The organism is Bradyrhizobium sp. SZCCHNPS1003 (genome assembly GCF_032381555.1).
In the GTDB taxonomy this organism is placed as follows: Bacteria; Pseudomonadota; Alphaproteobacteria; order Rhizobiales; family Xanthobacteraceae; genus Bradyrhizobium.
Genome location: NZ_JAUHIU010000023.1, coordinates 32,788 through 53,540, shown reverse-complemented (window position 1 = coordinate 53,540; position 20,753 = coordinate 32,788). Strand labels below are relative to the sequence as shown.

Annotated in this window: 19 protein-coding genes; 12 read left to right on the top strand and 7 right to left on the bottom strand. The window is 65.7% G+C overall.

Annotated features, from left to right (window positions below; all coding sequences use genetic code 11):
• Window position 1: 1 nt before the first annotated feature.
• From QX126_RS29590 to QX126_RS29580, 3 genes are all read left to right on the top strand, one after another.
• Window positions 2–397 carry a hypothetical protein gene (locus QX126_RS29590; protein WP_315785662.1) on the top strand — a complete coding sequence of 132 codons (396 nt, stop codon included), beginning with the start codon at window positions 2–4 and terminating at the stop codon, window positions 395–397.
• 107 nt (window positions 398–504) lie between these two features.
• Window positions 505–1,680 (top strand): zinc-dependent alcohol dehydrogenase, encoded by a 1,176-nt coding sequence (locus tag QX126_RS29585; protein WP_315785659.1) that lies wholly within the window; start codon window positions 505–507, stop codon window positions 1,678–1,680.
• A gap of 13 nt (window positions 1,681–1,693) precedes the next feature.
• Window positions 1,694–2,233: a hypothetical protein gene (locus QX126_RS29580; RefSeq protein ID WP_315785656.1), complete on the top strand. Its 540-nt coding sequence runs from the start codon at window positions 1,694–1,696 to the stop codon at window positions 2,231–2,233.
• A 26-nt stretch (window positions 2,234–2,259) separates the two neighbouring features.
• On the opposite strand, the gene QX126_RS29575 is transcribed toward QX126_RS29580, so the two are convergent.
• Entirely contained in the window at window positions 2,260–3,048 is a 789-nt protein-coding gene (locus QX126_RS29575) for a hypothetical protein (RefSeq protein ID WP_315785653.1), read from the bottom strand.
• Window positions 3,049–3,457: 409 nt separating this feature from the next.
• Between QX126_RS29575 and pgm the strand changes: the two genes are divergently transcribed.
• From pgm to QX126_RS29555, 4 genes are all read left to right on the top strand, one after another.
• Window positions 3,458–5,098 carry a phosphoglucomutase (alpha-D-glucose-1,6-bisphosphate-dependent) gene (pgm, locus tag QX126_RS29570; RefSeq protein WP_315785650.1) on the top strand — a complete coding sequence of 547 codons (1,641 nt, stop codon included), beginning with the start codon at window positions 3,458–3,460 and terminating at the stop codon, window positions 5,096–5,098.
• Between the two features lie 218 nt (window positions 5,099–5,316).
• Window positions 5,317–6,552, top strand: a complete 1,236-nt coding sequence (locus tag QX126_RS29565; RefSeq protein WP_315776260.1) for a lytic murein transglycosylase — start codon at window positions 5,317–5,319, stop codon at window positions 6,550–6,552.
• 439 nt (window positions 6,553–6,991) lie between these two features.
• A complete protein-coding gene (locus tag QX126_RS29560) occupies window positions 6,992–7,495 on the top strand; it encodes a DUF1993 domain-containing protein (protein WP_315785729.1) in 504 nt (167 codons plus the stop codon).
• A gap of 159 nt (window positions 7,496–7,654) precedes the next feature.
• The gene (locus tag QX126_RS29555) at window positions 7,655–8,752 is read left to right on the top strand and encodes an alkene reductase (RefSeq protein ID WP_315785646.1); all 1,098 of its coding nucleotides are present in this window, start codon (window positions 7,655–7,657) and stop codon (window positions 8,750–8,752) included.
• Between the two features lie 177 nt (window positions 8,753–8,929).
• Here the strand turns inward: QX126_RS29555 and QX126_RS29550 are convergent, their stop codons facing one another.
• Window positions 8,930–9,346 (bottom strand): hypothetical protein, encoded by a 417-nt coding sequence (locus QX126_RS29550; protein WP_409999132.1) that lies wholly within the window; start codon window positions 9,344–9,346, stop codon window positions 8,930–8,932.
• On the opposite strand from QX126_RS29550, the gene QX126_RS29545 reads away from it, so the two are divergent.
• Window positions 9,336–9,563, top strand: a complete 228-nt coding sequence (locus tag QX126_RS29545; RefSeq protein WP_315785643.1) for a hypothetical protein — start codon at window positions 9,336–9,338, stop codon at window positions 9,561–9,563. The genes QX126_RS29550 and QX126_RS29545 overlap by 11 nt on opposite strands.
• Before the next feature lie 274 nt (window positions 9,564–9,837).
• On the opposite strand, the gene QX126_RS29540 is transcribed toward QX126_RS29545, so the two are convergent.
• A complete protein-coding gene (locus QX126_RS29540) occupies window positions 9,838–12,768 on the bottom strand; it encodes an autotransporter domain-containing protein (protein ID WP_315785640.1) in 2,931 nt (976 codons plus the stop codon).
• A gap of 1 nt (window position 12,769) precedes the next feature.
• Here QX126_RS29540 and QX126_RS29535 point away from each other — a divergent pair, with 1 nt between their 5' ends.
• Window positions 12,770–12,922, top strand: a complete 153-nt coding sequence (locus tag QX126_RS29535) for a hypothetical protein (RefSeq protein ID WP_315738385.1) — start codon at window positions 12,770–12,772, stop codon at window positions 12,920–12,922.
• A 393-nt stretch (window positions 12,923–13,315) separates the two neighbouring features.
• Here QX126_RS29535 and QX126_RS29530 read toward each other — a convergent pair whose 3' ends face one another.
• Window positions 13,316–15,691: a TonB-dependent receptor gene (locus QX126_RS29530; RefSeq protein ID WP_315785637.1), complete on the bottom strand. Its 2,376-nt coding sequence runs from the start codon at window positions 15,689–15,691 to the stop codon at window positions 13,316–13,318.
• 312 nt (window positions 15,692–16,003) lie between these two features.
• On the opposite strand from QX126_RS29530, the gene QX126_RS29525 reads away from it, so the two are divergent.
• Window positions 16,004–16,639, top strand: a complete 636-nt coding sequence (locus QX126_RS29525) for a response regulator transcription factor (RefSeq protein ID WP_315776117.1) — start codon at window positions 16,004–16,006, stop codon at window positions 16,637–16,639.
• Window positions 16,640–16,766: 127 nt separating this feature from the next.
• Here QX126_RS29525 and QX126_RS29520 read toward each other — a convergent pair whose 3' ends face one another.
• Window positions 16,767–17,123, bottom strand: coding sequence for an EF-hand domain-containing protein (locus QX126_RS29520; protein ID WP_315738719.1), 357 nt, complete (start codon window positions 17,121–17,123; stop codon window positions 16,767–16,769).
• Window positions 17,124–18,110: 987 nt separating this feature from the next.
• Here QX126_RS29520 and QX126_RS29515 point away from each other — a divergent pair.
• Both QX126_RS29515 and QX126_RS29510 read left to right on the top strand, forming a co-directional pair.
• A complete protein-coding gene (locus QX126_RS29515) occupies window positions 18,111–18,953 on the top strand; it encodes a hypothetical protein (protein ID WP_315776116.1) in 843 nt (280 codons plus the stop codon).
• A 49-nt stretch (window positions 18,954–19,002) separates the two neighbouring features.
• Window positions 19,003–19,344: a hypothetical protein gene (locus QX126_RS29510; RefSeq protein WP_315717331.1), complete on the top strand. Its 342-nt coding sequence runs from the start codon at window positions 19,003–19,005 to the stop codon at window positions 19,342–19,344.
• 43 nt (window positions 19,345–19,387) lie between these two features.
• Here QX126_RS29510 and QX126_RS29505 read toward each other — a convergent pair whose 3' ends face one another.
• Window positions 19,388–20,329 carry a TonB family protein gene (locus QX126_RS29505; RefSeq protein WP_315785634.1) on the bottom strand — a complete coding sequence of 314 codons (942 nt, stop codon included), beginning with the start codon at window positions 20,327–20,329 and terminating at the stop codon, window positions 19,388–19,390.
• Complete coding sequence (gene exbD / locus QX126_RS29500; protein ID WP_315776114.1) at window positions 20,326–20,751, bottom strand: TonB system transport protein ExbD; 426 nt, start codon at window positions 20,749–20,751, stop codon at window positions 20,326–20,328. The genes QX126_RS29505 and exbD overlap by 4 nt, the downstream gene beginning before the upstream one ends.
• Between the last annotated feature and the right edge of the window lie 2 nt (window positions 20,752–20,753).

Genomic DNA, 20,753 nt, shown 5'->3' with positions numbered 1-20,753 from the left:
GATGGCGGATGCCGATCTTGATGCCGTGATCCGGCAACTGGCCAAGCAGCAGAACAAGGCCATTCTGGCGGCGGCGAAGAAGCGCAAGGACCGCTTCAACGGCATGGCCGTCAAGGCCAAGGACAAGGACGCCAAGGAGCGCTTCAAGCTGCTCGCTCGCGAGGCGGTCGAGCAGGCCAATGCCGCCGCCCGACGGCTCCTGATCTCCGCCGACAACGTCGCCGACAGCTACGCCCGCGCGATGCGCCAGGCCGCCGCCGCGGAGCTGCCCAGGAAGGCGGAGTCCAAGCCTCCGGAGAAAAAGGCCGACGCCGCGGCAGCCAAGCCGCAAGCTAGCAAGGCGGCCAGGAAGGCTCCTGCGAGGGCCACGGCGAAGAAGGCCGCCAAGTCCGCCTGAGCCGGGCTCCGAGCGGACGCCTCGCCACCTCCGAAAATTGCGCCCTCCATAGCAACCATCGCCGCGCCCTTCGACTTGCCTCCGCAACATTCTGCCCGGAGGACTGTATGAAGGCGCTGGTTTGGCATGGCAAAGAGGACATTCGCTGCGACACGGTGAGCGATCCCGAGATCGAGCATAACAGGGATGCCATCATCAAGGTGACGAGCTGCGCGATCTGCGGCTCCGACCTGCATCTGTTCCACAACTACATCCCGGCGATGATGCCCGGCGACATCATGGGCCACGAGACCATGGGCGAGGTCGTCGAGGTCGGCTCCGGCGTCAACGGCAAGCTCAAGAAGGGCGACCGCATCGTCGTGCCCTTCACCATCATCTGCGGCGAATGCGAGCAGTGCCGGCGCGGCAATTTCTCGGTCTGTGAGACCACCAACCGCAACAAGCATCTTGCCGAGAAGGTGTTCGGACACACCACCGCAGGCCTGTTCGGCTACACGCATCTCACCGGCGGCTATCCGGGCGGCCAGGCCGAGTATCTGCGCGTGCCGTTCGCCGACGCCACGCATATCAAGGTTCCGGACAGCATGACGGACGAGCAGGCGCTGTTTCTCAGCGACATCTTCCCGACCGGATGGCAGGCGGCCGCGCAATGCGACATCGAGCCGGACGATACGGTCGCTGTGTGGGGTTGCGGCCCGGTGGGACAGATGGCGATCCGCAGCGCCATCCTGCTCGGCGCCGCCAAGGTGATTGCGATCGACCGCATTCCGGAGCGGCTGGCGATGGCCGAGGCCAGCGGCGCCATCCCCATCAATTTCGACAAGGAGAGCGTGGTCGGACGGCTGAACGAGCTGACCGACAACAAGGGCCCGGAGAAGTGCATCGATTGCGTCGGCTTCGAGAGCCATGTCACCCTGGCGCAGCCCAATAGCGTAATCGATCGCGCCAAGCAGATGTTCATGCTCGAGAACGACCGGCCGCACGTGCTGCGCGAGATCATCTATGTCTGCCGTCCCGGCGGCATCGTCTCGATCCCCGGAGTCTATAGCGGACTGTCCGACATGGTGCCGATGGGCGCGCTGATGAACAAGGGCCTGACGATCCGCACCGGCCAGACCCACGTCAACCGCTGGACCGACGACCTCGTGCAGCGCATCGAGGATGGCCAGATCGACCCGTCCTTCGTCATCACCCACACCGTGCCGCTCGCACAGGGACCTGAGATGTACCGCGCCTTCCGCGACAAGCAGGACAGCTGCGTCAAGGTCGTGCTGAAGCCATAAGGGATCCCATCGCATGTTTCATGTCTCGAATCTCGTGAGGTCGAAAGGCGACCCCAGGATCATCTCGACCGGCCCGAGCTCGCTGACGCCGGCCGATCGTCTGGCCTGCGGGCTCGGCTGGTTCAGCATTGCGCTCGGCACGCTGGAGCTGCTGGCGCCGCACCGCGTCACCCATGCGCTCGGCATGGAGGGCCGCGAGGGACTGGTGCGCGCCTATGGCGTGCGCGAGCTGTTCGCCGGCGTGCTCACGCTCTCGGTGGAGAAGCGGGCCGGCCTGCTGAGCCGCGTCGCCGGCGATGGGCTCGACATGATGACGCTGGTCGGTGAGCTCAGGCCGAGCAATCCGCGCGTGGCCAGCGTGCTGGCGGCGCTGGTCATGGTCGGAGGCATCACGGCGCTGGACTACATGTGCGCCCAGGACGTCAAGAGCCAGCACGATCCGCGACGCGGCCGCAAGCGCCTCTACAGCGACCGCAGCGGCTTTCCCAGGGGCATCGCCGCCGCAAAAGGCGCGGCGTTGCCGCGGCCGGCGCGCAGCACCGCCGCGACCTAGCCGGTCTGTGGAACAACGTCCTGAAGCTACGGCTTCAGGACGACAGAGAACCGGCGAAAGCCCGCGATCTTCGGAAACGCCTCCGCGGCCTCCGGCGAGACCAGGGCCACCACGGCTGCGCTCACCTCGCCATTGTTCAGCCGGGTGATCGCGGTGGCCTGTCCTTCCAGCAGCAGCACCTCCGTCGCACCGGCCGCATTCATGGCCGCGGTGATCTTCGCGTTGGACTTGGCATAGCGCTCGTCGATCGCGATCACCTTGCCGCTGAGATCGCCCACTCCGCGCACGGTGGGACGCGCCAGCAGCACCGCGACGAGATGACTGTCGGCGGGCCCCTCTGGGACACGCAGCGCGGTCATCCGCTCGGCCAGTTCGGCCGCCACCGTCACCGCAGCCACCATGACGTCGTTTTGGACCTTGGCCGGATTCGGCGTGTCCGTCGTGGCGGAGGGGGTCTTGATCACCGGCGCGGGCGCGCCGTCAGCCGGCGCGACCGGATCGGGCCGCGGCGTTTGCGCCGGCGCCGCGAGCGGCTTTTCGATCGGTTTATCAATCGCCTTTTCAATCGGCTTTTCAATCGTCTTGGCGGTGACGATTTGCGGCTTGACCCGGCGCTTTGCAGCGTGGGCGTGCTTGCGCTGCAGGGCCGCGCGGCGCGCGACCGCGGCTGCAGGCTTACGGATCGTCTTGGCAGGCTCCAATGATTGCGGCGGCTCGTCGGCGACGGGACCGTCCACGCAGGGCCTTCCGCTCAGATCGACGCAAGGCGAGGCCACCTGCGGCGTCACCTGGTGGCTGCAGCCGGCCAGGGCCAAGGTTGAAACGACGGCCAACGCGCCGAGACAAAGCGCTCTCACTTTTCCGCTCCTGACGACTCTCCTGCGCACGGGACGCGCCTCTGCTTTGGCCTGCTATTTCAAGGGCCATCCGTTAAACTCAGGCTTAAGCGCCGGTCCCGGCACGCGGACTCAGTGAGGCGTGGTTAATGTCGCGCGCACAAGGCGGCGGCATTGGCCGGCCTCGACCGCGAGAACCCGGCATTCCCTCAGCGGATATCAAATAGGCTTCACGCCGCCGCGGGGGGCGTGCACAAATTCCGTTGATCGGATCACCGCGCGCCGCCATGTTGCGGCAGGTTCGTCGCGACGCCCCGCGTTCCCTGCGCCCGCCGCGGCGGAACGAAGCGCCGCCGCAGATGTTTCTCGAACTTGCGAAGGATGCTCCATGGCCAAGACAGACCCCGCAGCCGGCAAGCCGATCGCCAATGCCGCGCTCGCCAACATTCCGCGGCTGATCACGGCCTATTATGCGCTGAAGCCCGACCCGCACCAGCCGACCCAGCGCGTCGCGTTCGGCACGTCGGGCCATCGCGGCTCGTCGTTGAAGACCGGCTTCAACGAGAACCACATTCTCGCCACCAGCCAGGCGCTCTGCGACTACCGGCGCCAGCAGGGCCTCGACGGCCCCCTCTTCGTCGGCATCGACACCCACGCGCTGGCGGAGCCGGCGCTCGCCAGCGCGCTCGAAGTGTTCGGCGCCAATGGCGTCGAGGTGATGGTCGACAAGGACGGCGGCTACACGCCGACACCGGTGATCTCGCACGCCATCATCTCCTACAACAAGGGCCGCACGGCGCATCTCGCCGACGGCATCGTCATCACGCCGTCGCACAATCCGCCGGAGGATGGCGGCTACAAATACAATCCGCCGCATGGCGGTCCCGCCGACACCGACGCGACCGCCGAGATCGAGCGGCAGGCCAACGTCTATCTCGCCAACGACCTCGATGGCGTGTCGCGCATCAGCTACAGTCATGCCAAGCAGCGCGCCTCGGTGCACGCTTACGACTACATCACGCCCTACGTCGCCGATCTCGCCAACACCGTCGATCTCGACGCCGTCAAGGCGGCCGGCATCAAGATCGGCATCGATCCGCTCGGCGGCGCGGCGATCGCCTATTGGGCGCCGATCATCGAGCGCTACGGCCTCAATGCCACCATCGTGAACGAGCTCGTCGATCCGACCTTCCGCTTCATGACGGCCGACTGGGACGGCAAGATCCGCATGGACTGCTCATCGCCCTACGCGATGGCGAGCCTGATCGGCATGCGCGAGCGCTTCGATGTCGCGTTTGCCAACGACACCGACGCCGACCGCCATGGCATCGTCACGCGTTCGGGCGGGCTGATGAATCCCAACCACTATCTGGCGACGGCCATCTCCTATCTGTTCGCGCACCGGCCCGATTGGCGCGCCGATGCCGCGATCGGCAAGACCATCGTATCGAGCTCGATGATCGACCGCGTCGCGCGCAAGCTCGGCCGCAAGCTGGTCGAGACGCCGGTCGGCTTCAAATGGTTCGTCGAGGGCCTCGGCTCCGGCAGCTTCGGCTTCGCCGGCGAGGAGAGCGCGGGCGCGTCGTTCCTGAAGCGCGACGGCACGGTGTGGACCACCGACAAGGACGGCCTGATCCTCGGACTGCTCGCGGCCGAGATCATGGCCAAGCGCGGCCGCGACCCGAGCGAGCTCTACAAGGAGCTGACGGCAGAGCTCGGCGCGCCGGTCTATGAGCGCATCGACGTACCGGCGAGCCCGTCGGCAAAGGCGGCGCTGAAGGCCCTGACGCCGGAAATGCTGAACCTGAAGGAGCTCGCCGGCGATCCCGTCCGCATGGTGCATACGAAGGCTCCGGGCAACGGCCAGTCGTTCGGCGGCATCAAGGTCGAGACCGACTACGGCTGGTTCGCGGCGCGCCCCTCCGGCACCGAGGACGTCAACAAGCTCTATGCCGAGAGCTTTCGCGACGCCGAGCATCTCAAGCGGATCCAGAGCGAGGCCCAGGCGGCGCTGGCGAAGGTGGGGTGAAAGGGCGAGTAGCGAATAGGGTTCTTGCCGTTCCCCATTCGCCATTCGCTATTCGCCCCTGCCCCCTTCCCTCCCGCCCCCCGCATCGGATATCGATGGCTGGACAACGACCTGACAGCCATCGGTGAGACCGGATGCGAAGCTCTTCGACTGCCTTGCGCGTCATCTTCAGCGCGCTCGCAACCTCGTTCATGCTGGTTGTCAGCGCCGCGGCGCAAATGGCGCCGGAAGCGGCCGCGCCGCGTCCGAGGCCGGCGCCTTCCTTGCGCGCCGCAGCCTGCCATAGCGGCCAGAGCTTCGACCGGTTTCTCGCCGAGCTGAAGCAGCGTGCCATTGCCGACGGCGTGTCGCAGAGCGCGATCGCGGCTGCCTCGCCATACCTCACCTACAACCAGAGCATCGTCAACCGCGACCGCGGCCAGCGGGTGTTCGGCCAGCTGTTCACCGAGTTCGCCGGCCGCATGGCCGCAAGCTACCGGATGCAGAACGGCCAGCAGCACATCCGGATGCATGCGGCGGCGTTCGCGCGCGCCGAGAAGGAGTATGGCGTGCCCCCGGCGGTCATCGCCGCATTCTGGGGCCTGGAGAGCGATTTCGGCGCCAACATGGGCAACCTGCCGGTGCTGCCCTCGCTGGTGTCGCTGGCCTACGACTGCCGCCGCAGCGAGCGCTTCCAGAACGAGACCATCGCCGCGTTGAAGGTCATCGACCGGGGCGACCTCGCGCCGTCCGAGATGATCGGCTCCTGGGCCGGCGAGCTCGGCCAGACTCAGTTCCTGCCGACCCACTACGTCACCTATGCCGTCGATTATGACGGCGACGGCCGTCGCGATCTGCTGCGCAGCGCGCCCGACGTGATCGGCTCGACGGCGAACTATATCGCGACCGGGCTGAAATGGCGCCGCGGCGAACCCTGGCTGGAGGAGATCCGCGTGCCCCAGACCTTCCCCTGGGAGCAGGCCGATCTCACCGTCAAGGCGCCGCGCAGCAAATGGGCCGGCCTCGGCGTGACCTATGCCGACGGCCGGTCGCTGCCGAACGATCCGCTCGAAGCCTCCGTGCTGCTGCCGATGGGCCGCAACGGCCCGGCGTTCCTGGCCTACGCCAATTTCGCGGCCTATACCGAATGGAACAACTCGCTGATCTATTCGACCACCGCGGCCTATCTCGCCACCCGCATCGCCGGCGCGGCGCCGATGCGCAAAGCCAGCGGCCCGGTCGCGCAACTGCCGTTCAACGAGATCAAGGAGCTGCAGCAGCTCCTGGTGAAGGCCGGTTTCGACGTCGGCAAGGTCGACGGCGTGCTCGGCCAGCAGAGCCGTATCGCGGTCAAGACCATGCAGCTGAGGCTGGGACTGCCGGCCGATTCCTGGCCAACGGCGGAACTGCTCGTAGGCATGCGCGGCACACCGCGGGCGCAGGCGGCGCCGGCTTCAGCGACAGCGACACGGTAGGGTGAGCCGACATCATCGCGCGACGCTCCTCGTCTCTTAATTGCTGATGACTTATTGTCCGACTTCATGCGACCCTGTCGTCCGCTCTTGGCTATTCCAATTTATCACCTTGGAATTGGACCGCCAGACGATCGCTCAGGACAAAAGCGCGAGCAGACGGACAATTGAAGCCCAATTTGGCTTGTAGCGCCGATCTTCATCCTGACCATGTTCGGCCACCCAGGCTCGTCGTTCTCCACGACCTCGATCCGGCATTTCGTCCACGGCTTGGCGAAATCCTCTAGGGGACGCGTCCACAATCGCCGTGACCTCAGCGTGAACGACTGGAATGCACGGCGACCGCAAAAACCAGAAAGATGCAGTTGCATTCTCTTGGACGCCGCCCCATCTCCGAGGGCGCGCGCTTTCGTCGCGACGTCTCCTGCCAAAAGAGAGCATCATGTCCTTTTACGATTCGACCGTGCCGGCCTACCTCCAGATCCTCGGCAGCCTGTCCGGCCTGCTCAGCAAGGCCGAGGCCCATTGCGAAGCCAAAAAGATCGCCCCCGAGGTGCTGCTCGGCGCGCGCCTGTATCCAGACATGCTGCCGCTCTCCAAACAGATCCAGCTCGCCTGCGACTTCGCCGCCAAAGGCTGCGCCCGGCTTTCCCACAGCGAGGTCCCGAGCACACCCGACACCGAGACGACGTTCGCCGAGCTTCGCCAGCGGCTTGCCAGAACCATCGATTACCTGAAGACGTTCCAGCCTGCGAAGTTCGAAGGGGCCGATAGCCGCGACGTGACCTTTCCAAGCGGGCCCAACACCACGCTGACCCTGAAGGGGCAGGACTTCGTTAACCGCGTCTCGTTTCCGAACTTCTATTTCCACGCCGCGATCGCGCACGGCATCCTCCGCCACAACGGCGTCGAAATCGGCAAGCGGGACTTCCTCGGAGTTGCCTGACCCCCTTTTGTTTTCTGCAGCAGGCTACCCAACGAACGGCTTGTTGCGGCGGCCCCGATCGCGCAGCTCGTTTGCGTCGGACGGATACCTCCTGGCATTGCGCTGTTCGCGGCAATGCACAATTGACCACAACCCCCTCCTCTCTCCTGGAAAGACCCGATGAGTGCATCCAAATTGTTCGAGCCGCATAAGCTCGGTCCGATCACCCTGGCCAATCGCGTCGTGATGGCGCCGCTGACCCGCAACCGCGCCGTGGACGGCCTCGCGCCGGGCCCGCTGACGGCCGAATATTACAGCCAGCGCGCCTCCGCCGGCCTGCTGATCTCCGAGGCCAGCCAGGTCTCGCAGCAGGGCCAAGGCTACCAGGACACGCCCGGCATCTATTCCAAGGAGCAGATCGCCGGCTGGCGCAAGGTGACCGACGCGGTGCACGCAAAGGGCGGCCGCATCTTCGTCCAGCTCTGGCACGTCGGCCGCATCTCCCATGTCTCGCTGCAACCGAACGGCGGCGCCCCGGTCGCGCCCTCGGCGATTCCTGCCAAGACCAAGACCTTCGTCGGCGGCACCTTCACCGACGTCTCGACGCCGCGCGCGCTCGAGCTCAGTGAGATTCCCGGCATCGTCGCGGCGTTCAAGCAGGCCGCGCTCAATGCGATCGAGGCCGGCTTCGACGGCGTCGAGATCCACGGCGCCAACGGCTATCTGCTCGACCAGTTCGCCAAGGACGGCGCCAACAAGCGCACCGACGCCTATGGCGGGTCGATCGAGAACCGCGCAAAGCTGATGCTCGAGGTCGCCAAGGCCGTCTCGGAGGCGATCGGCGCCGACAAGACCGGCATCCGGCTGTCGCCGGTGACGCCCGCGAACGACATCTCCGATTCCAATCCGCAGGCGCTGTTCGACCACATCGTCGACCAGCTCGCTGCGCTGAAGCTCGTCTACATCCACGTCATCGAGGGTGCGACCGGCGGTCCGCGCGACGTCGCGCCGTTCGACTACGCGTTGCTGCGCAAGCGCTTCAAGGGCACCTATATCGCCAACAACGGCTACGACCTCGCGCTCGCCAACAAGCAGCTCGACGCCGGCGCCGCCGACCTGATCGCCTTCGGCCGGCCCTTCATCGCCAACCCGGATCTTGTCGAGCGCCTCAAGGCCAACGCCCCGCTCAACGAGCTCGACCGCGCCACGCTCTATGGTGGCGGCGAGAAGGGCTACACCGACTATCCAACGCTGAAAGCGGCGCAAGCGGCGGAGTAGTCGCCATCACGTAGGATGGGCAAAGCAGCCGCCCGCAGGGCGGCCGCGTGCCCACCATGCCTCCGCGAGAGCGGAGGGAGTGGTGGGCACGGCGCACGAGAGGCCGCGCCTGTCGCGGCGACACCTCGCTTCGCGCCTTTGCCCACCCTGCGCTTCTGCGGTCCGGCACATCCCCACCTATATCATGCTGCCCGGCAGGAAGCACCGCACATCGATGCGCAGGCCCGTATTCAGCTCGCGATAATACACGGGCCATACCATCGTCCGGCCGGCGCGATTGGGCTCGGTCACCACGGCCTCTTCCGGAACGACCCACCATTGGCCTTCAATGCGAACACGGTAGCGGCCATCCTTCGTGTCCCAATCCGTGTCCGAGAGCGCGGTGCCATCCGCATTCGAGCAGCACGGCCCCTTGCCCGAACGCAAACTCTCGAACCAGCCCTTGAGCGGAGAATTGGCGTAACGCCCATCGAGATCGCGCGCCGCCGCATCGCCAAGCAGCAGAGAATGCGCCCCCAGACTGCCGGCGAGAAGCACGACAGAGATTGTCGCTCGTACCCAAGGAGGCACGTGGGGCCGGTGAATGGCATCCATCGATGACGTGATGATCGATACAAGGCTTGAAGATCTACGGCTCACGTGCACCACCTCGCTGCTCGATACGATGCGCAATAGCTGGTCGGGTTCTGTGGCGGAATTTCGTAGTTGGCAGAGGCCGGCAGCAACTAATCGCGATGCTTCGCAAATTCCAGAAGCGCGCAGCGATCTCGTTCACGAGGTCAGCGGGATAATTGCCCAAAATCCATCGTGAGCAGACTCATCGACGATTCATACCGGCTGCGTAGGGTGGGCAAAGCAGCCGCCCGCAGGGCGGTCGCGTGCCCACCGTGCATCCGCGCAAGCGGAAGGAATGGTGGGCACGGCGCGCGGTGGAGTTGAGCTCGTGGCATGCAGTGTCGCACGCGCGCCTTTGCCTACCCTACGACAGCGGAGACACCTCACGCTTTTGGTCAAGCAACAACAAGGCCGGGATTGCTCCCGGCCTTTGACGTCGTGCTTCGCAGGTCCTGCCCGAGGCAGCCGCTTCAGAACTCCGCGCGCACCTTCAGCAGCGCCGACTGCTCGAGATACTGGCTGCCGACCACGGCGTTGTAGCCCAGCGAGATCGACTGACGCTCACCGAACGCCACCAGCTTGAGTGCTGCGCCGAGCTCGGCGAGGTTACGCTCGGGCGACGGTCCGGCGGCGAAGAAGGTCGCGCCACCACCGGCGAAGGCCGCCGTGACGTTCTGCGCGGTATTGCCGAACTCGTGCCGCCACGCCGCCAGCGTCTCCAGGCCGAAGCCGTAGGTCGATGTCACCAGCAGCGGAACGGTCGAACGGAAGCCGAGGTTCGAACGCACCGAGTTGGTGGTCTGCCTGGCGATCGCGAGCGCGGCACCTGCGGTGCTGGTCTCGGTGTAGGCCTGCTGATCGAGATGGCCGTAGGTCACGCCGGCGAACGGCGTCAGCACGGCCTCGCCGAGCTTCACCGGGACACCGAACTCGCCACGCACCAGCGTAAGCCAGCCCTTGTGGCTGCCCGAGACGGTGTCGGTAAAGCCCGCGAAGTTGACGCGGCGCGTGGTGGTGTAGTCGACCAGCGCGATGCCTGCGGAGCCGTTGACGTACCAGGACGGCTGAACATAGGCGGCGTACACCGTGCCCTGATAGTGCTGCATGCCGACCGCATCGCCGGCGGCGGTCCGATCGTCGATGCTGCTGGTGGCGTAGCCAAACGCAGCACCGACGCGGAACGCATTGTCGATCCGCTGATCGATGCCGGCGACGAGGCCCCCGGTGTTGCCGCTGTAGCCGGCAACACCCGCCACGTCACGCTGCGACGCATTGGTGCCGATCAGGCTGCCCCAGACGGTGCGCTCCGGCTCGGGCGCGATGGCCGACGCCAGCGGCGCCTTCACCGTCGGACGAGCCTTGGTCGGATGGAAGGCCATCAGCATCGAGGCGAGCGGATCGGCGTCGTCGGCGAACGCCGAGGCGACACGCGAATTGGGCGACGCGGCCGCCGCCGTCAGCCGGTTGTCGATCTGGTTCTGGAACAGCGATGCGGTGCTGAGCGGCACCTGGACCTGGGCGCCGTTGACGAGCGGACGCAACTGATCGCCGGCGCCGCGCACCTCCCGGTCGGTGCTGAGGCTCTGCACCGCGCCGCCCAGCGTCTGCAGCTGCGCATTGCTGCCGTTGTAGCCAAGCAGGCCGTTGAGCGCGGCAAGGCTGCTGGGCGAGACGCCGGCGATGGTCGCGGGCGACCGCACGGACGCGTTCAGCAGCAGAGCCCCCGTCGAGGTATCGGCAGTGAAGCCGACCAGCGCGCTGGAGAAATCGACGTCGAGCGGCGTCGCCGACACCGCCGTCGCGACACGATAGAAGTCGCCATTGCGCACGATGCCCTGAAGCGTCGGCGCAACCGTCCCCGCGCCGGCGAAGGTCACCGCGCCGGTGATGTTGCCGATCTTCGTCGACGGCGCTGCGGCGGTGCCGCCCGACCCGAAGATCGTCGTGCGCAACACCGCGCCATCGACGAGCTGCACGCCGGCCCCGCCGCTCATGGTGAGCTGCGACTTCATCAGGTCGAGCACGCCGAAATTGACGATGCTGGCGAGGCTGGTCACGCCGTCGAGCGTCAGCGAATTGCTGCCGAGGCCGCTCTGCGCGACGACGTTGCCGCTGAAGCCGGTGCCCTTCAGCAGGATGGTATTGGTCGCACCATCCTGGTCGTTGATAATGATGTCGCCGCCGAGCGCGCCGGTGTTGACCAGATTGAAGGTGCGCGCGCCGAAAAACGTCGCCGCCCGGGTGGTGCTGGCGGCGCAGAGCGGATCGGTCGTGTTCGCGCCCGCCGTCGGACAGGCATTGCCGTTGACGTCCGTGCCCGAGCCGGAGCTGCTATAGGTGCCCGCGACGGTGCCTGCGGTCGCCTTCGCAAACGAGCCGCGCGAGGCGCTCTGGTCGACCGAAATCGATCCCAAGATCGTGCCGCTGTTGGCGATGTCGTGCTCGCCCGAGCCCAGATAGAGGTTGCCCTGGATCAGGCCGGCATTGCTGATGACGCTGTCGCGCGGGCCCGAGTTCGAGCCGCTGCCGGTCAGCGGGAGGGTCGATCCCGCCGCAAGCCCCGCGGCCGTGGTCAGCGGATTGGTGTCGAGCGCCAGGATATCGCCTTTGATCACGCCGCCGGCAGTGTTGGTCAGCGTCAGCGCCTTGGTTTCGGTCACCGTCACATTGCCGCCGGCGTCGAACTTGTAGAGCGGCGAATCCGGATTGCTGCCGGGGATCGTATCGAACTCGGCGCCGGCGAAGGCGCCGATGGCCCAGTGCCCATCATAGAAGCGGCTCGCCGCCGTCCAGCTGGTGTTGGCGATGGTGCCGGAGTTGGTGATCGTGGTGTCGGCCCGGCCGTAATAGGCGGCGGCATAGTTGCCGGTCGCCGAGATCGTGCCGCCGGCGCGGTTGTTCACCACGAAGCTGTTGGTGTTGTCGTCGGAATACAGCGCCGAGATGATGGCGAGGTTGGTGCCGTTGTAGCGGCCCGTCGCGGTCGCACCGACCGAAACGCTCAGCTTGGTGGGATCGAACGCGCCGAAGAAATTCTGGGTGGCGGCGAGCGTCCCGGTGTTGTTGACGGTGAACCTGTTGACCTGGCTGTCGGCGACGATGACGTGAAGCCGGCCAGCGCTGAGCTGGCTGGTGGTGAGGCTGAGCCAGCCGGCGTTGTTGATGACGACGTTGTTGACGGCCGGATCCTCGGCATTGGAAAAATTGGCCGCGATCATGCCGCGATCGGCCAGACCGGCCTGGGTGTTGGTGGTGAGATTGCGAACGGCCGTCGAATCCAGCGTGACAATCGTCGTCGGCGGATTGGGATTGTAGCCGGTCACCGGAAAGGCCGGGTTCGCCGGCGTATAGGAATTGCTGCCGCTCGAGGGCGTCGCCGTCGCCGCAGCGGCGTCGTACACGGTGATTGCCGTGCTGATGGTCCCGCTGCAGGCGACGGTGACGCCTGGCGTCGTACATTCGGCCCTTGCCTCGCCGGCAACCATCCACGTCGACAACAACACGAAACTTGCGGCAGCCGCCTCGCTGCGCTTTCTGTTCTTTGACTTCACCTGACGCCCCACGGTACGCAATACACGGCTTCTTGTTGATGACCGATTGTATCGAAACGTGGGCAGGAGCCAGCAAGGCGAAAGTTTCTAGGAGCGCCCGGGACATTGTCAAACTAACAACTGAATTAGTCCCATAACTCCCGGACTAATTATCATCATCCGCTTCATTTGAAACACCACTCTTCCGCCAGATCTGAAATTTTAACGACAAGGACGGCGGACCGCTCCACCGTGGAGGACAGCGCAGAGATGAACTCGCGCTCCCGGTTCCGACACCTACTGGCTCCGATCAACAAATGAAAAGGCCGGGATTTCTCCCGGCCTTCTTGCCACGGTGGGGGGCTGCCGTGGCACGGCGCGGATGCGCCTATGGTGGCTGGTCGTCCGCTCCTGAGGCTCAGAACTTCGCCCGGATGCCGGCATAGGCCGCGAGCGGCATTCCCGGAACCATGCTGCGCGGATCGTTCAGCGCGAACGCCGTTCCGCCGCCGGCGGTGTTGAAGCCGGCCGGATCGAACACGGTTCCTGCCGAATAATAGCGCTGATTGAACAGGTTCTGGATCAGGCCGAACACCTCGACGTTCTTGGTCACCTGATAAGATGTGTTGACGTTCACGACCCAGTAGGCCGGGACCTTCGGGTAGACGTTGGTCTCGTCGTGCAGCAGGTACTGGCTGCCGACATAGTTGACGCTCGCCCCGACCTTCCAGGCATCGGTCACGGCATATTCCGCTCCGAGCTTCAGGCGATGCGCCGGAATGCCGGGAATGTGGTTGCCGGAGACGACGCCGACCGGCACCCGGAGGAACGGATCGTTGACGTCGAAGGCGCTGCGGAAGGTGGCGTCGATGAAGGTGTAGTTGGCGTAGGCGGTCCACCGGTTCCAGGCCAGGTCGACCTTGGCCTCGACACCCTGGCGCAGGGTGGTGCCGGCGTTCTTGAAATAGCCGCGCACCGGGTTGAGCGGATCGACCACCTGCAGGATGTCGTCGGAATTCTCGGTGCGGAACAGGCTGAGGCCCCAGCGCAGCCGCCAGCCGTCATCGACCGCCACCGATTTGATCGGCGCCTTGCGGTAGGCCGGCAGGTCGGCAGCGTAGGCCGAGCGGCCGCCGGAGATCTCGCCGCGCAGGCCGCCTTCGACCGTGCGCGACACCACCTGCTTGAGCGGCGGATCGGCGATCAGGAAGTTGTCGATCAGGCAGGGATTGGCCGGATCGGAGCAGCCTAGCTCGAGCGGCGTCGGCGCGCGGTTGGCTTCGGAGTAGCCGGCATAAGCGGTCATATCAGGCGTGATCTTGTAGGTCAGGCCGACCACCGGGTTGAAACGCTGAAAGTTGTTGTTGCTGTTCAGGAGCGGCGCGAAGCCGGTCTGGTCGCGCAGGTTGATCTGCGCCCAGTTGAAGCGGCCGCCAGCCGTCAGCGCCAGCTGCGAGGTGATGTCGAAGGTGTTGGTCGCGTAGACGCCGAGATAGGTGTTCTTGGCATTCAGGTTGACCGGAGCAAGGCCGGCGTTGGGCTGGTCGATATAGACGCCGAGGCCGGTGACGAACAGGTTGTTGTCGAGGGTGCCGAGCTCGGAGGTCGCCTGGAAGTTGGTGTTGCCGTGATCGACGCTGGCGCCGACGACGAAATGGTTGTCATGACCGAATAGCTGCGTGGTCGAGGTCGCCTGCAGCGAGCCACCATAGCTGTCGGTCTTGACCGTGTTGCGGTCGATCTGGCCGAGCGCCGCATCGGCGGCCAGCGTGTTGGCGGTTGGGCCGTTGCGGTTGATGTCCCACGGGGTCCCGGCGGCGTCCTCAAGGACGAACACGCCGCCGCCGTCCTGCACTTCGGTGCCATTGCCGTCGACGCGCGCCGACTTGTAGTTACGGTAGTAGCCGTTGGCCTGGATCGACAGCGTGTCGGTCGGTGTCCACTTCGCGCTCGCCTGCACCATCTGCATCTGCAGATGCAGCGACTGCGGCCAAGTATAGACGCTGGACCAGCGCTGGTTCAACATCTCGATCGGCGTCGCGGCCACCGAGCCGAGCTTGTTGTCGGCGCCGGTGAAGGACAGGTGGAATTCGGTATTGTCGCCGCGCGCGCCGAAATCGGTATACATGCGCCGGATCTGCGAGGCCGACGAGTAGTCGCGCCAGCCGCGGTCATAGGCGCCCTCCGCCGCGATATAGGCCGAATAGGTGCCGTTGTTCCAGCCGTATTGCGCGCCCGACTGGACCCGGCCGAACGATCCGCCGAACAGCTGGGCTTCTCCGCCCTGGTAGGTGAAGCCGTTCTTCATCTCGATCGACATGGCCCCGCCGGTGGCGTTGAGGCCGAACAGCGGATTGTTCGGCATCAGCGTCATGCGCGCAATCGCCATTTCCGGGATCAGGTCCCAGTTCACGACGTCACCGAAGGCCTCGTTGATCCGGGTGCCGTTCTGGTAGACGGCGATGCCCTGCGGCGTCCCGAGCACGGGTGAGGCGGTCTGACCGCGATAATTCAAGTCGCGCTGGAACGCGTTCCCGGTCTGGTCGCTGAGGGAGACCCCGGGCACCGATTGCAGGATGCTGTCGAGCAGCGTCGGCGCGCGGCTGTGGTCGAGCTCCCGCGCCCCGATGGTTTCGACATTGGAAGGAATCTTGTCCTTCGCGATCTCGCTGCCCTGAACGGGCGAGACGCCGACCACCTCGATGGTCTGCAGGGTTTGCTGCGCGAACGCAGCCGTAGGCAGCAACGCACACGTCGCGAGAAGCGCGCTCTTCAGCGCCGACAGTCTGGTCAAGACGTCCCCCAGTTTCTTGTCGACCGGTTCCGGCAACAGCCCACGCCCCTGAGCCTTTACCCGCACCAGAAACGGCCGATTTACCTGTTTACGAACGTTAACATTCGTAAACAGCCCTCCAGTTCGTCGCAACGGGCAATATTCTTCGGTACCTAGGGACAATCTTCCCGGATCCGGAAAGTGGCGATCAATTCGCCGAGCTATCTCCCAGCCTCGGCCGCACTGTTGCACCCGATCCTGGTTTGCAAGGGAACTCACATGGTAGAGGAAGCATCGGCGCCGTCGGCGCCATAAGGGCAAGACCTTCATCGGATGTATCGCGTTCTGCTCGTCGATGACCACCCGGTCGTGATCACGGCCTGTCGCTGGCTGCTGAATGAAGCCGGGATCCGCTCGCTGTCCGAGGCACACGATGCCGACAGCGGGTACCAAGCCTACATCCGCGACCGGCCGGACGTCGCGATCGTCGATCTGCGTCTACAGGGACGGGAACTCGGCGGAATCAGTCTGATCGAACGCATGCGGTCGCACGATCCCCGCGCCCGAATCCTGGTCTTCAGCATGCACGCCGATCCGCGTATCGTCCGCTCCGCGATCGACGCCGGCGCCAACGGCTATTTGCTCAAGGACGCCCCGCCGCACGAGCTGCCAAAGGCATTGGAACAGGTTCGAACCGGCGGCACCTATCTCGACCCGCAGCTCGCCACCCGCATCGCCCTGCTCCGCGCCGATCCGGACGGCATGGCGACCGCGGCATTGACCCCGCGCGAGCGCCAGGCACTTGCGCTGCTGGCTCAGGCGAAATCCTATCAGGCGATCGCCGACCATCTCGGCATCAGCTACAAGACCGTCATCAACCTGACCTACCGGCTGCGACAGAAGCTCGGGGCGCGCAGCCTGCCCGACCTGGTTCGTCTCGCAGTGGAAATGTCCCGCCCAAGCATGTGAGGGCCAATCGCCCTCCCTGCCGGCCCGCCACGAGCATCCGCCTGAAAGACGAGGGCCTGCGACGGTCTCCCATCACAGGCCCTCGAGCTCATGTCTGTGTCGCGTCGGTCCAGTGCGGACCAATGTCTCACTTCAGCAGCTTGGCCACCGACTTCAGCTCCTTGGAATCGAGCGTGCCGTCATGGTCAGGATCGGCCGCCTTGAAGCGGCCTTCCACCAGCGCGAGATACTCGTCCTTGGTCAGCGTGCCGTCATTGTCGGGATCAGCGGCCTTGAGATCCTTGGCCGAAACGCGGCCGCGCAGCTCCTTGGCGTCGAGCGTGCCGTCGTGGTCGCGATCGAGACGATCGAACAGCGCGCCGGCGGCCGTGCGGACCTCGTTCATGTCGGCGGTGCCGTCCTTGTCGGGGTCGATCGAGGTCAGCAGCTTGGAAGGGGCCGGTGCACTGACAGCGATCGTCGACGTGCCGACGATTGCTGTCATGCCGACGGCAGCGGCCGTCATCATCAGTTTCCAATTCATCGAATTGATCCTTTGTCTCCGCCGTCCGGGGGGCGGCGATGAAGGGCACGAAAACAACGTATGCGAGCGTCGGCGGTTCACCGGCAACGCGCCACACATCGCTTTGACCTATGGGAGGCCTTGTCATTTCGCAAGTGCAAGAACGCGACGCCCGGGAAATTCCCGCAAGAGCGTCGGGACTAGAACCTCGGTCCGTGCAGGAAATATCTCCCCGGACGGTCGCGACGCGGACCGCTATCGTGGTCGAAGACACCTCCTCCTGCCTCGGCCCGGGCATTGGCGACGTGGCGTCCGCGCTTGGCGACATGCCTTGCGGTTCTGGCACCGCTCCCCGATGACGCCTGTCGGACTTGCCCAACCTGACCTCTCTTGCCGGCCTGGGTTTGATTCCACCACGCTTCCAACTGGTCCCGCAGCGACTCCTCCGCGAAGGCGCGTCCATCCGGCAGCAGCGTGGACAGAAGGAGTGTGAGCACCAGTCCGAGCCGCATCGGCTGAGCGGACAAGCGGCGACGATGACCGGGTGTGTGAAGCACGGGCGTGTCCATTCTCTGGCTGATCCGGCGATCAGCAATGCATGCTCTGGCTGATCCGGCGATCAGCAATGCATGCTGCAGCACATGTTTTCCTCGCTCTATGACTTCAATGTGTTTGCAACACGCCACATTCATCGCCGCCCTGAGATTCACTCGCGAAATGGCCGCCATATTGTCCCGGTCAAAATGTCCCGTTCGACTTGCCAAAACATCCCTATTCCTCATCGAAACAGGAAGGGCCGGAGCAATTGCGGCATTCAACGACTGATCGTTTCCCGATCGCGTCATCTTTCAGCCGACAGGCCCGCATGTTTTCGCCCCGCCGACTCGTTAGCTCATCAGTTGAAGGGAGCGCGGGGACATGCAGCCGAACGGCATCGCCAGGAGTGCGAGTAGACGATCGCGATTGTACATAGCTGCCGGTGCTCTCGTTCTCGCGCCGTTCGGTGCAGCGGCCGAGGAGATCCAGGGCAATGACCCCGCCTCGCCCGGACATTTCCAGGTCGAACAGCGCTTCGGCTATCTGACAACCTTCAATCCGCAACAGAACGGCGGACGCCGCGTGCCGCAGCGTGCGGTCACCGGCGAGACCGAGATCGGCTACTCGCCGACCGAATGGTACGAGATCGCGTTGACCTCGCCTTACGCCTTTGCCCGCACCAATGTGCCGATGGCGCTTGGCAACGTGATGGACAATGGCGTGCCCGGCTATTCATTTCAGTCCGGCGGCGTCACCATTCGCCAGACCTTCATCCAGGGCGACCGGCTTGAGCGCACCGTCTTCCTCGGCCTGGTGTCACGCACCATCCTGGCGCCGCAGGGCGGCCTGACGCCGGACCTGTGGGTCGCCAACAAGGCCGGAGCCGGCCAGCCCGGCGCGCCGCGCTTCGTGCAGGAGGCCACGCCGCGGGTGGCGCAGATGTTCACGCCGATCATCGGCGTCAACCTGCCCAACGACTATCAGCTCATCTTCAACGCCAACATGACCTTCGGCATCGACGGCGCCGGCTCGGCCTTCGAGCCCTCGGTGCGCTTCGTCAAGCGCCTCAGCGATCGCTGGACCATCGGTATCGAGCACTTCTCCAATCTCGGACCGTTCGGCTACATCCTGCCCTGGAATCAGCAGATGCAGACGCTCTACGCAGTCGCCGACACCCGCTTCAAGGGCTTCGAGCTCAGCTTCGGCGTCGGCTACGGCCTGACCAACGCCTCGCGCGGCCTTGCCGTCAAGACCAGCATAGGCAAGGATTTCTGACCCCCCGCGCCTTCATCCCATGACCAATCATAAGAAAAGGACACTCGTCATGCGTCGCCTCGTCACCGCCTGCGCGCTTCTCATGCTGGCCGGCTCCGCCGCGTCCGCCGAGGACGGCCCGCGCTTCCTCAATCGCACCGGCCAGACCATCGTGAAAATGTACCTGGCGGCCGCCGGCACCAAAACCTGGGGCGCCGACCAGTGCAAGAACGACGACGAGGGCGAGGTCGACCACAATGAGCGCATGACGCTGGTCGGCGTGAAGTCCGGCCGCTACGACATCAAGCTGTCCGAAAAGGGCGGCCGCACCTGCGTCGCCAAGAACATCGAACTCAAGGAAGGCGCGCAGTTCGTCGTGCGCGATACGGATCTGACCGAGTGCAGCAAATAAGCGGCACGCGGCGGCACCGATATCGCCCTGGATGGCGCCGCGTTCAGCGCGGCCTCAGATGGAGGGGGACCGTGCGCGAGACCTGCGCCTGAGCCATCGCCGGCGGAAAGCGCGGGAACGGCGCGGCGCGTTCGATGATGCCCATCGCCGCGCGGTCCAGCGCCGGCGAGCCCGAGCTTCCAGCGAGCCGTCGCGACAGCAGCCGTCCGTTGCGATCGATCACGACGTTCAGCATGACGGTGCCGCTCGCGCCATTGCCGTCGGAGGGATAGGCTGCGGCGCGGCGGATCTGCGCCACCACCTCGGCGTTCCAACTGGCCTGGCCCTCGCGCGCCCCGACGCTGTCCTCGCCGGGATTGGGCGCCGACGCGACACGTGAAGGCCGGGCCGCCGGCGCCGCAGCCGGCTTCGGCGGTGCCGGCTTCCTCTCGGCCCTCTCCTTCTTCTCCACCGGCTTGCGCTCGACACGCTCGGGCACGGGAACGGGCTTCGGCTCCGGCGGTATCGCCTCGATCGGTTTCGGTGGCGGCGGCGGCGGCGGCAAAACGACATCGTCTGCACGCGGCGGCTCGGGCGCGAGCGCGACCTTTGGCGCGGGCTCCGGCGAGGGAATGACATCCGGCACCGGCTCCGGCTGCGCCATGACCTGCGGCTCCGGCTCGGAGGGAGCCGGCGGGACAGGCTCAGCGACGGCCTCGCGCGCGACCGGGTCGTCCTTCACCGGCTCGTCCTTCGGCGGCTCCACCGGCGGCGGCTCGGACGCCGGCGCATCCTGCGCCGTCGGCGCCGGCTCGCTCACCACCGCCGGGGTGAACACGACGTCGAAGGCCGGCGCCTGGGCACGTCCCTGCGGCGCGGGACGCAGCAGCAGATAGCCGACGGCGAGCCCGACATGCAGCCCGCCCACCACCAGCGCGACGATGGTCCACAGCGTCCGCTCCCGCCGCTGCTCGTATTCGAACGGATCGAGCGTGAGGACGCTCACTGCGCGCCCCGGTCTTCCAGGGCGACGAGCGCGACCTTGGTGTAGCCGGCGCGGCGCAACGTGTTCATCAGCGCCATCACCTCGCCATAGGGCAGCGTCTGATCGGCGCGCAGCAGCACGCGCTGCTCGTGATCGGACTTGGTGGCGGCATCGAGCGAGGCGGCGATGTCGGGCTGCGCCACGCTCTGGTCGCCAACGGCGAGCGAGCGGTCGGCCTTGAAGGTGACGAAGACCGGCGTCTCCGCGCGCGGCTGCGGCTCGGCCGAGATCGCCGGCAGGTTGACCGGGACGTCGACAGTGGCGAGCGGCGCGGCGACCATGAAGATGATCAAGAGCACCAGCATGACGTCGATGAACGGCGTCACGTTGATGTCGTGCGTCTCCTCGAATTCGTCGGGGCGTCGGGCAAGCTTGACGGCCATGG

Excerpts from the sequence above, each read along its gene's own strand:
- QX126_RS29590 (WP_315785662.1), top strand. The coding sequence starts at position 2 with ATGGCGGATGCCGATCTTGATGCCGTGATCCGGCAACTGGCCAAGCAG.
- QX126_RS29585 (WP_315785659.1), top strand. The coding sequence starts at position 505 with ATGAAGGCGCTGGTTTGGCATGGCAAAGAGGACATTCGCTGCGACACG.
- QX126_RS29580 (WP_315785656.1), top strand. The coding sequence starts at position 1,694 with ATGTTTCATGTCTCGAATCTCGTGAGGTCGAAAGGCGACCCCAGGATC.
- pgm (WP_315785650.1), top strand. The coding sequence starts at position 3,458 with ATGGCCAAGACAGACCCCGCAGCCGGCAAGCCGATCGCCAATGCCGCG.
- QX126_RS29565 (WP_315776260.1), top strand. The coding sequence starts at position 5,317 with ATGGCGCCGGAAGCGGCCGCGCCGCGTCCGAGGCCGGCGCCTTCCTTG.
- QX126_RS29560 (WP_315785729.1), top strand. The coding sequence starts at position 6,992 with ATGTCCTTTTACGATTCGACCGTGCCGGCCTACCTCCAGATCCTCGGC.
- QX126_RS29555 (WP_315785646.1), top strand. The coding sequence starts at position 7,655 with ATGAGTGCATCCAAATTGTTCGAGCCGCATAAGCTCGGTCCGATCACC.
- QX126_RS29545 (WP_315785643.1), top strand. The coding sequence starts at position 9,336 with ATGGCATCCATCGATGACGTGATGATCGATACAAGGCTTGAAGATCTA.
- QX126_RS29550 (WP_409999132.1), bottom strand. The coding sequence starts at position 9,346 with ATGGATGCCATTCACCGGCCCCACGTGCCTCCTTGGGTACGAGCGACA.
- QX126_RS29525 (WP_315776117.1), top strand. The coding sequence starts at position 16,004 with ATGTATCGCGTTCTGCTCGTCGATGACCACCCGGTCGTGATCACGGCC.
- QX126_RS29520 (WP_315738719.1), bottom strand. The coding sequence starts at position 17,123 with ATGACAGCAATCGTCGGCACGTCGACGATCGCTGTCAGTGCACCGGCC.
- QX126_RS29510 (WP_315717331.1), top strand. The coding sequence starts at position 19,003 with ATGCGTCGCCTCGTCACCGCCTGCGCGCTTCTCATGCTGGCCGGCTCC.
- exbD (WP_315776114.1), bottom strand. The coding sequence starts at position 20,751 with ATGGCCGTCAAGCTTGCCCGACGCCCCGACGAATTCGAGGAGACGCAC.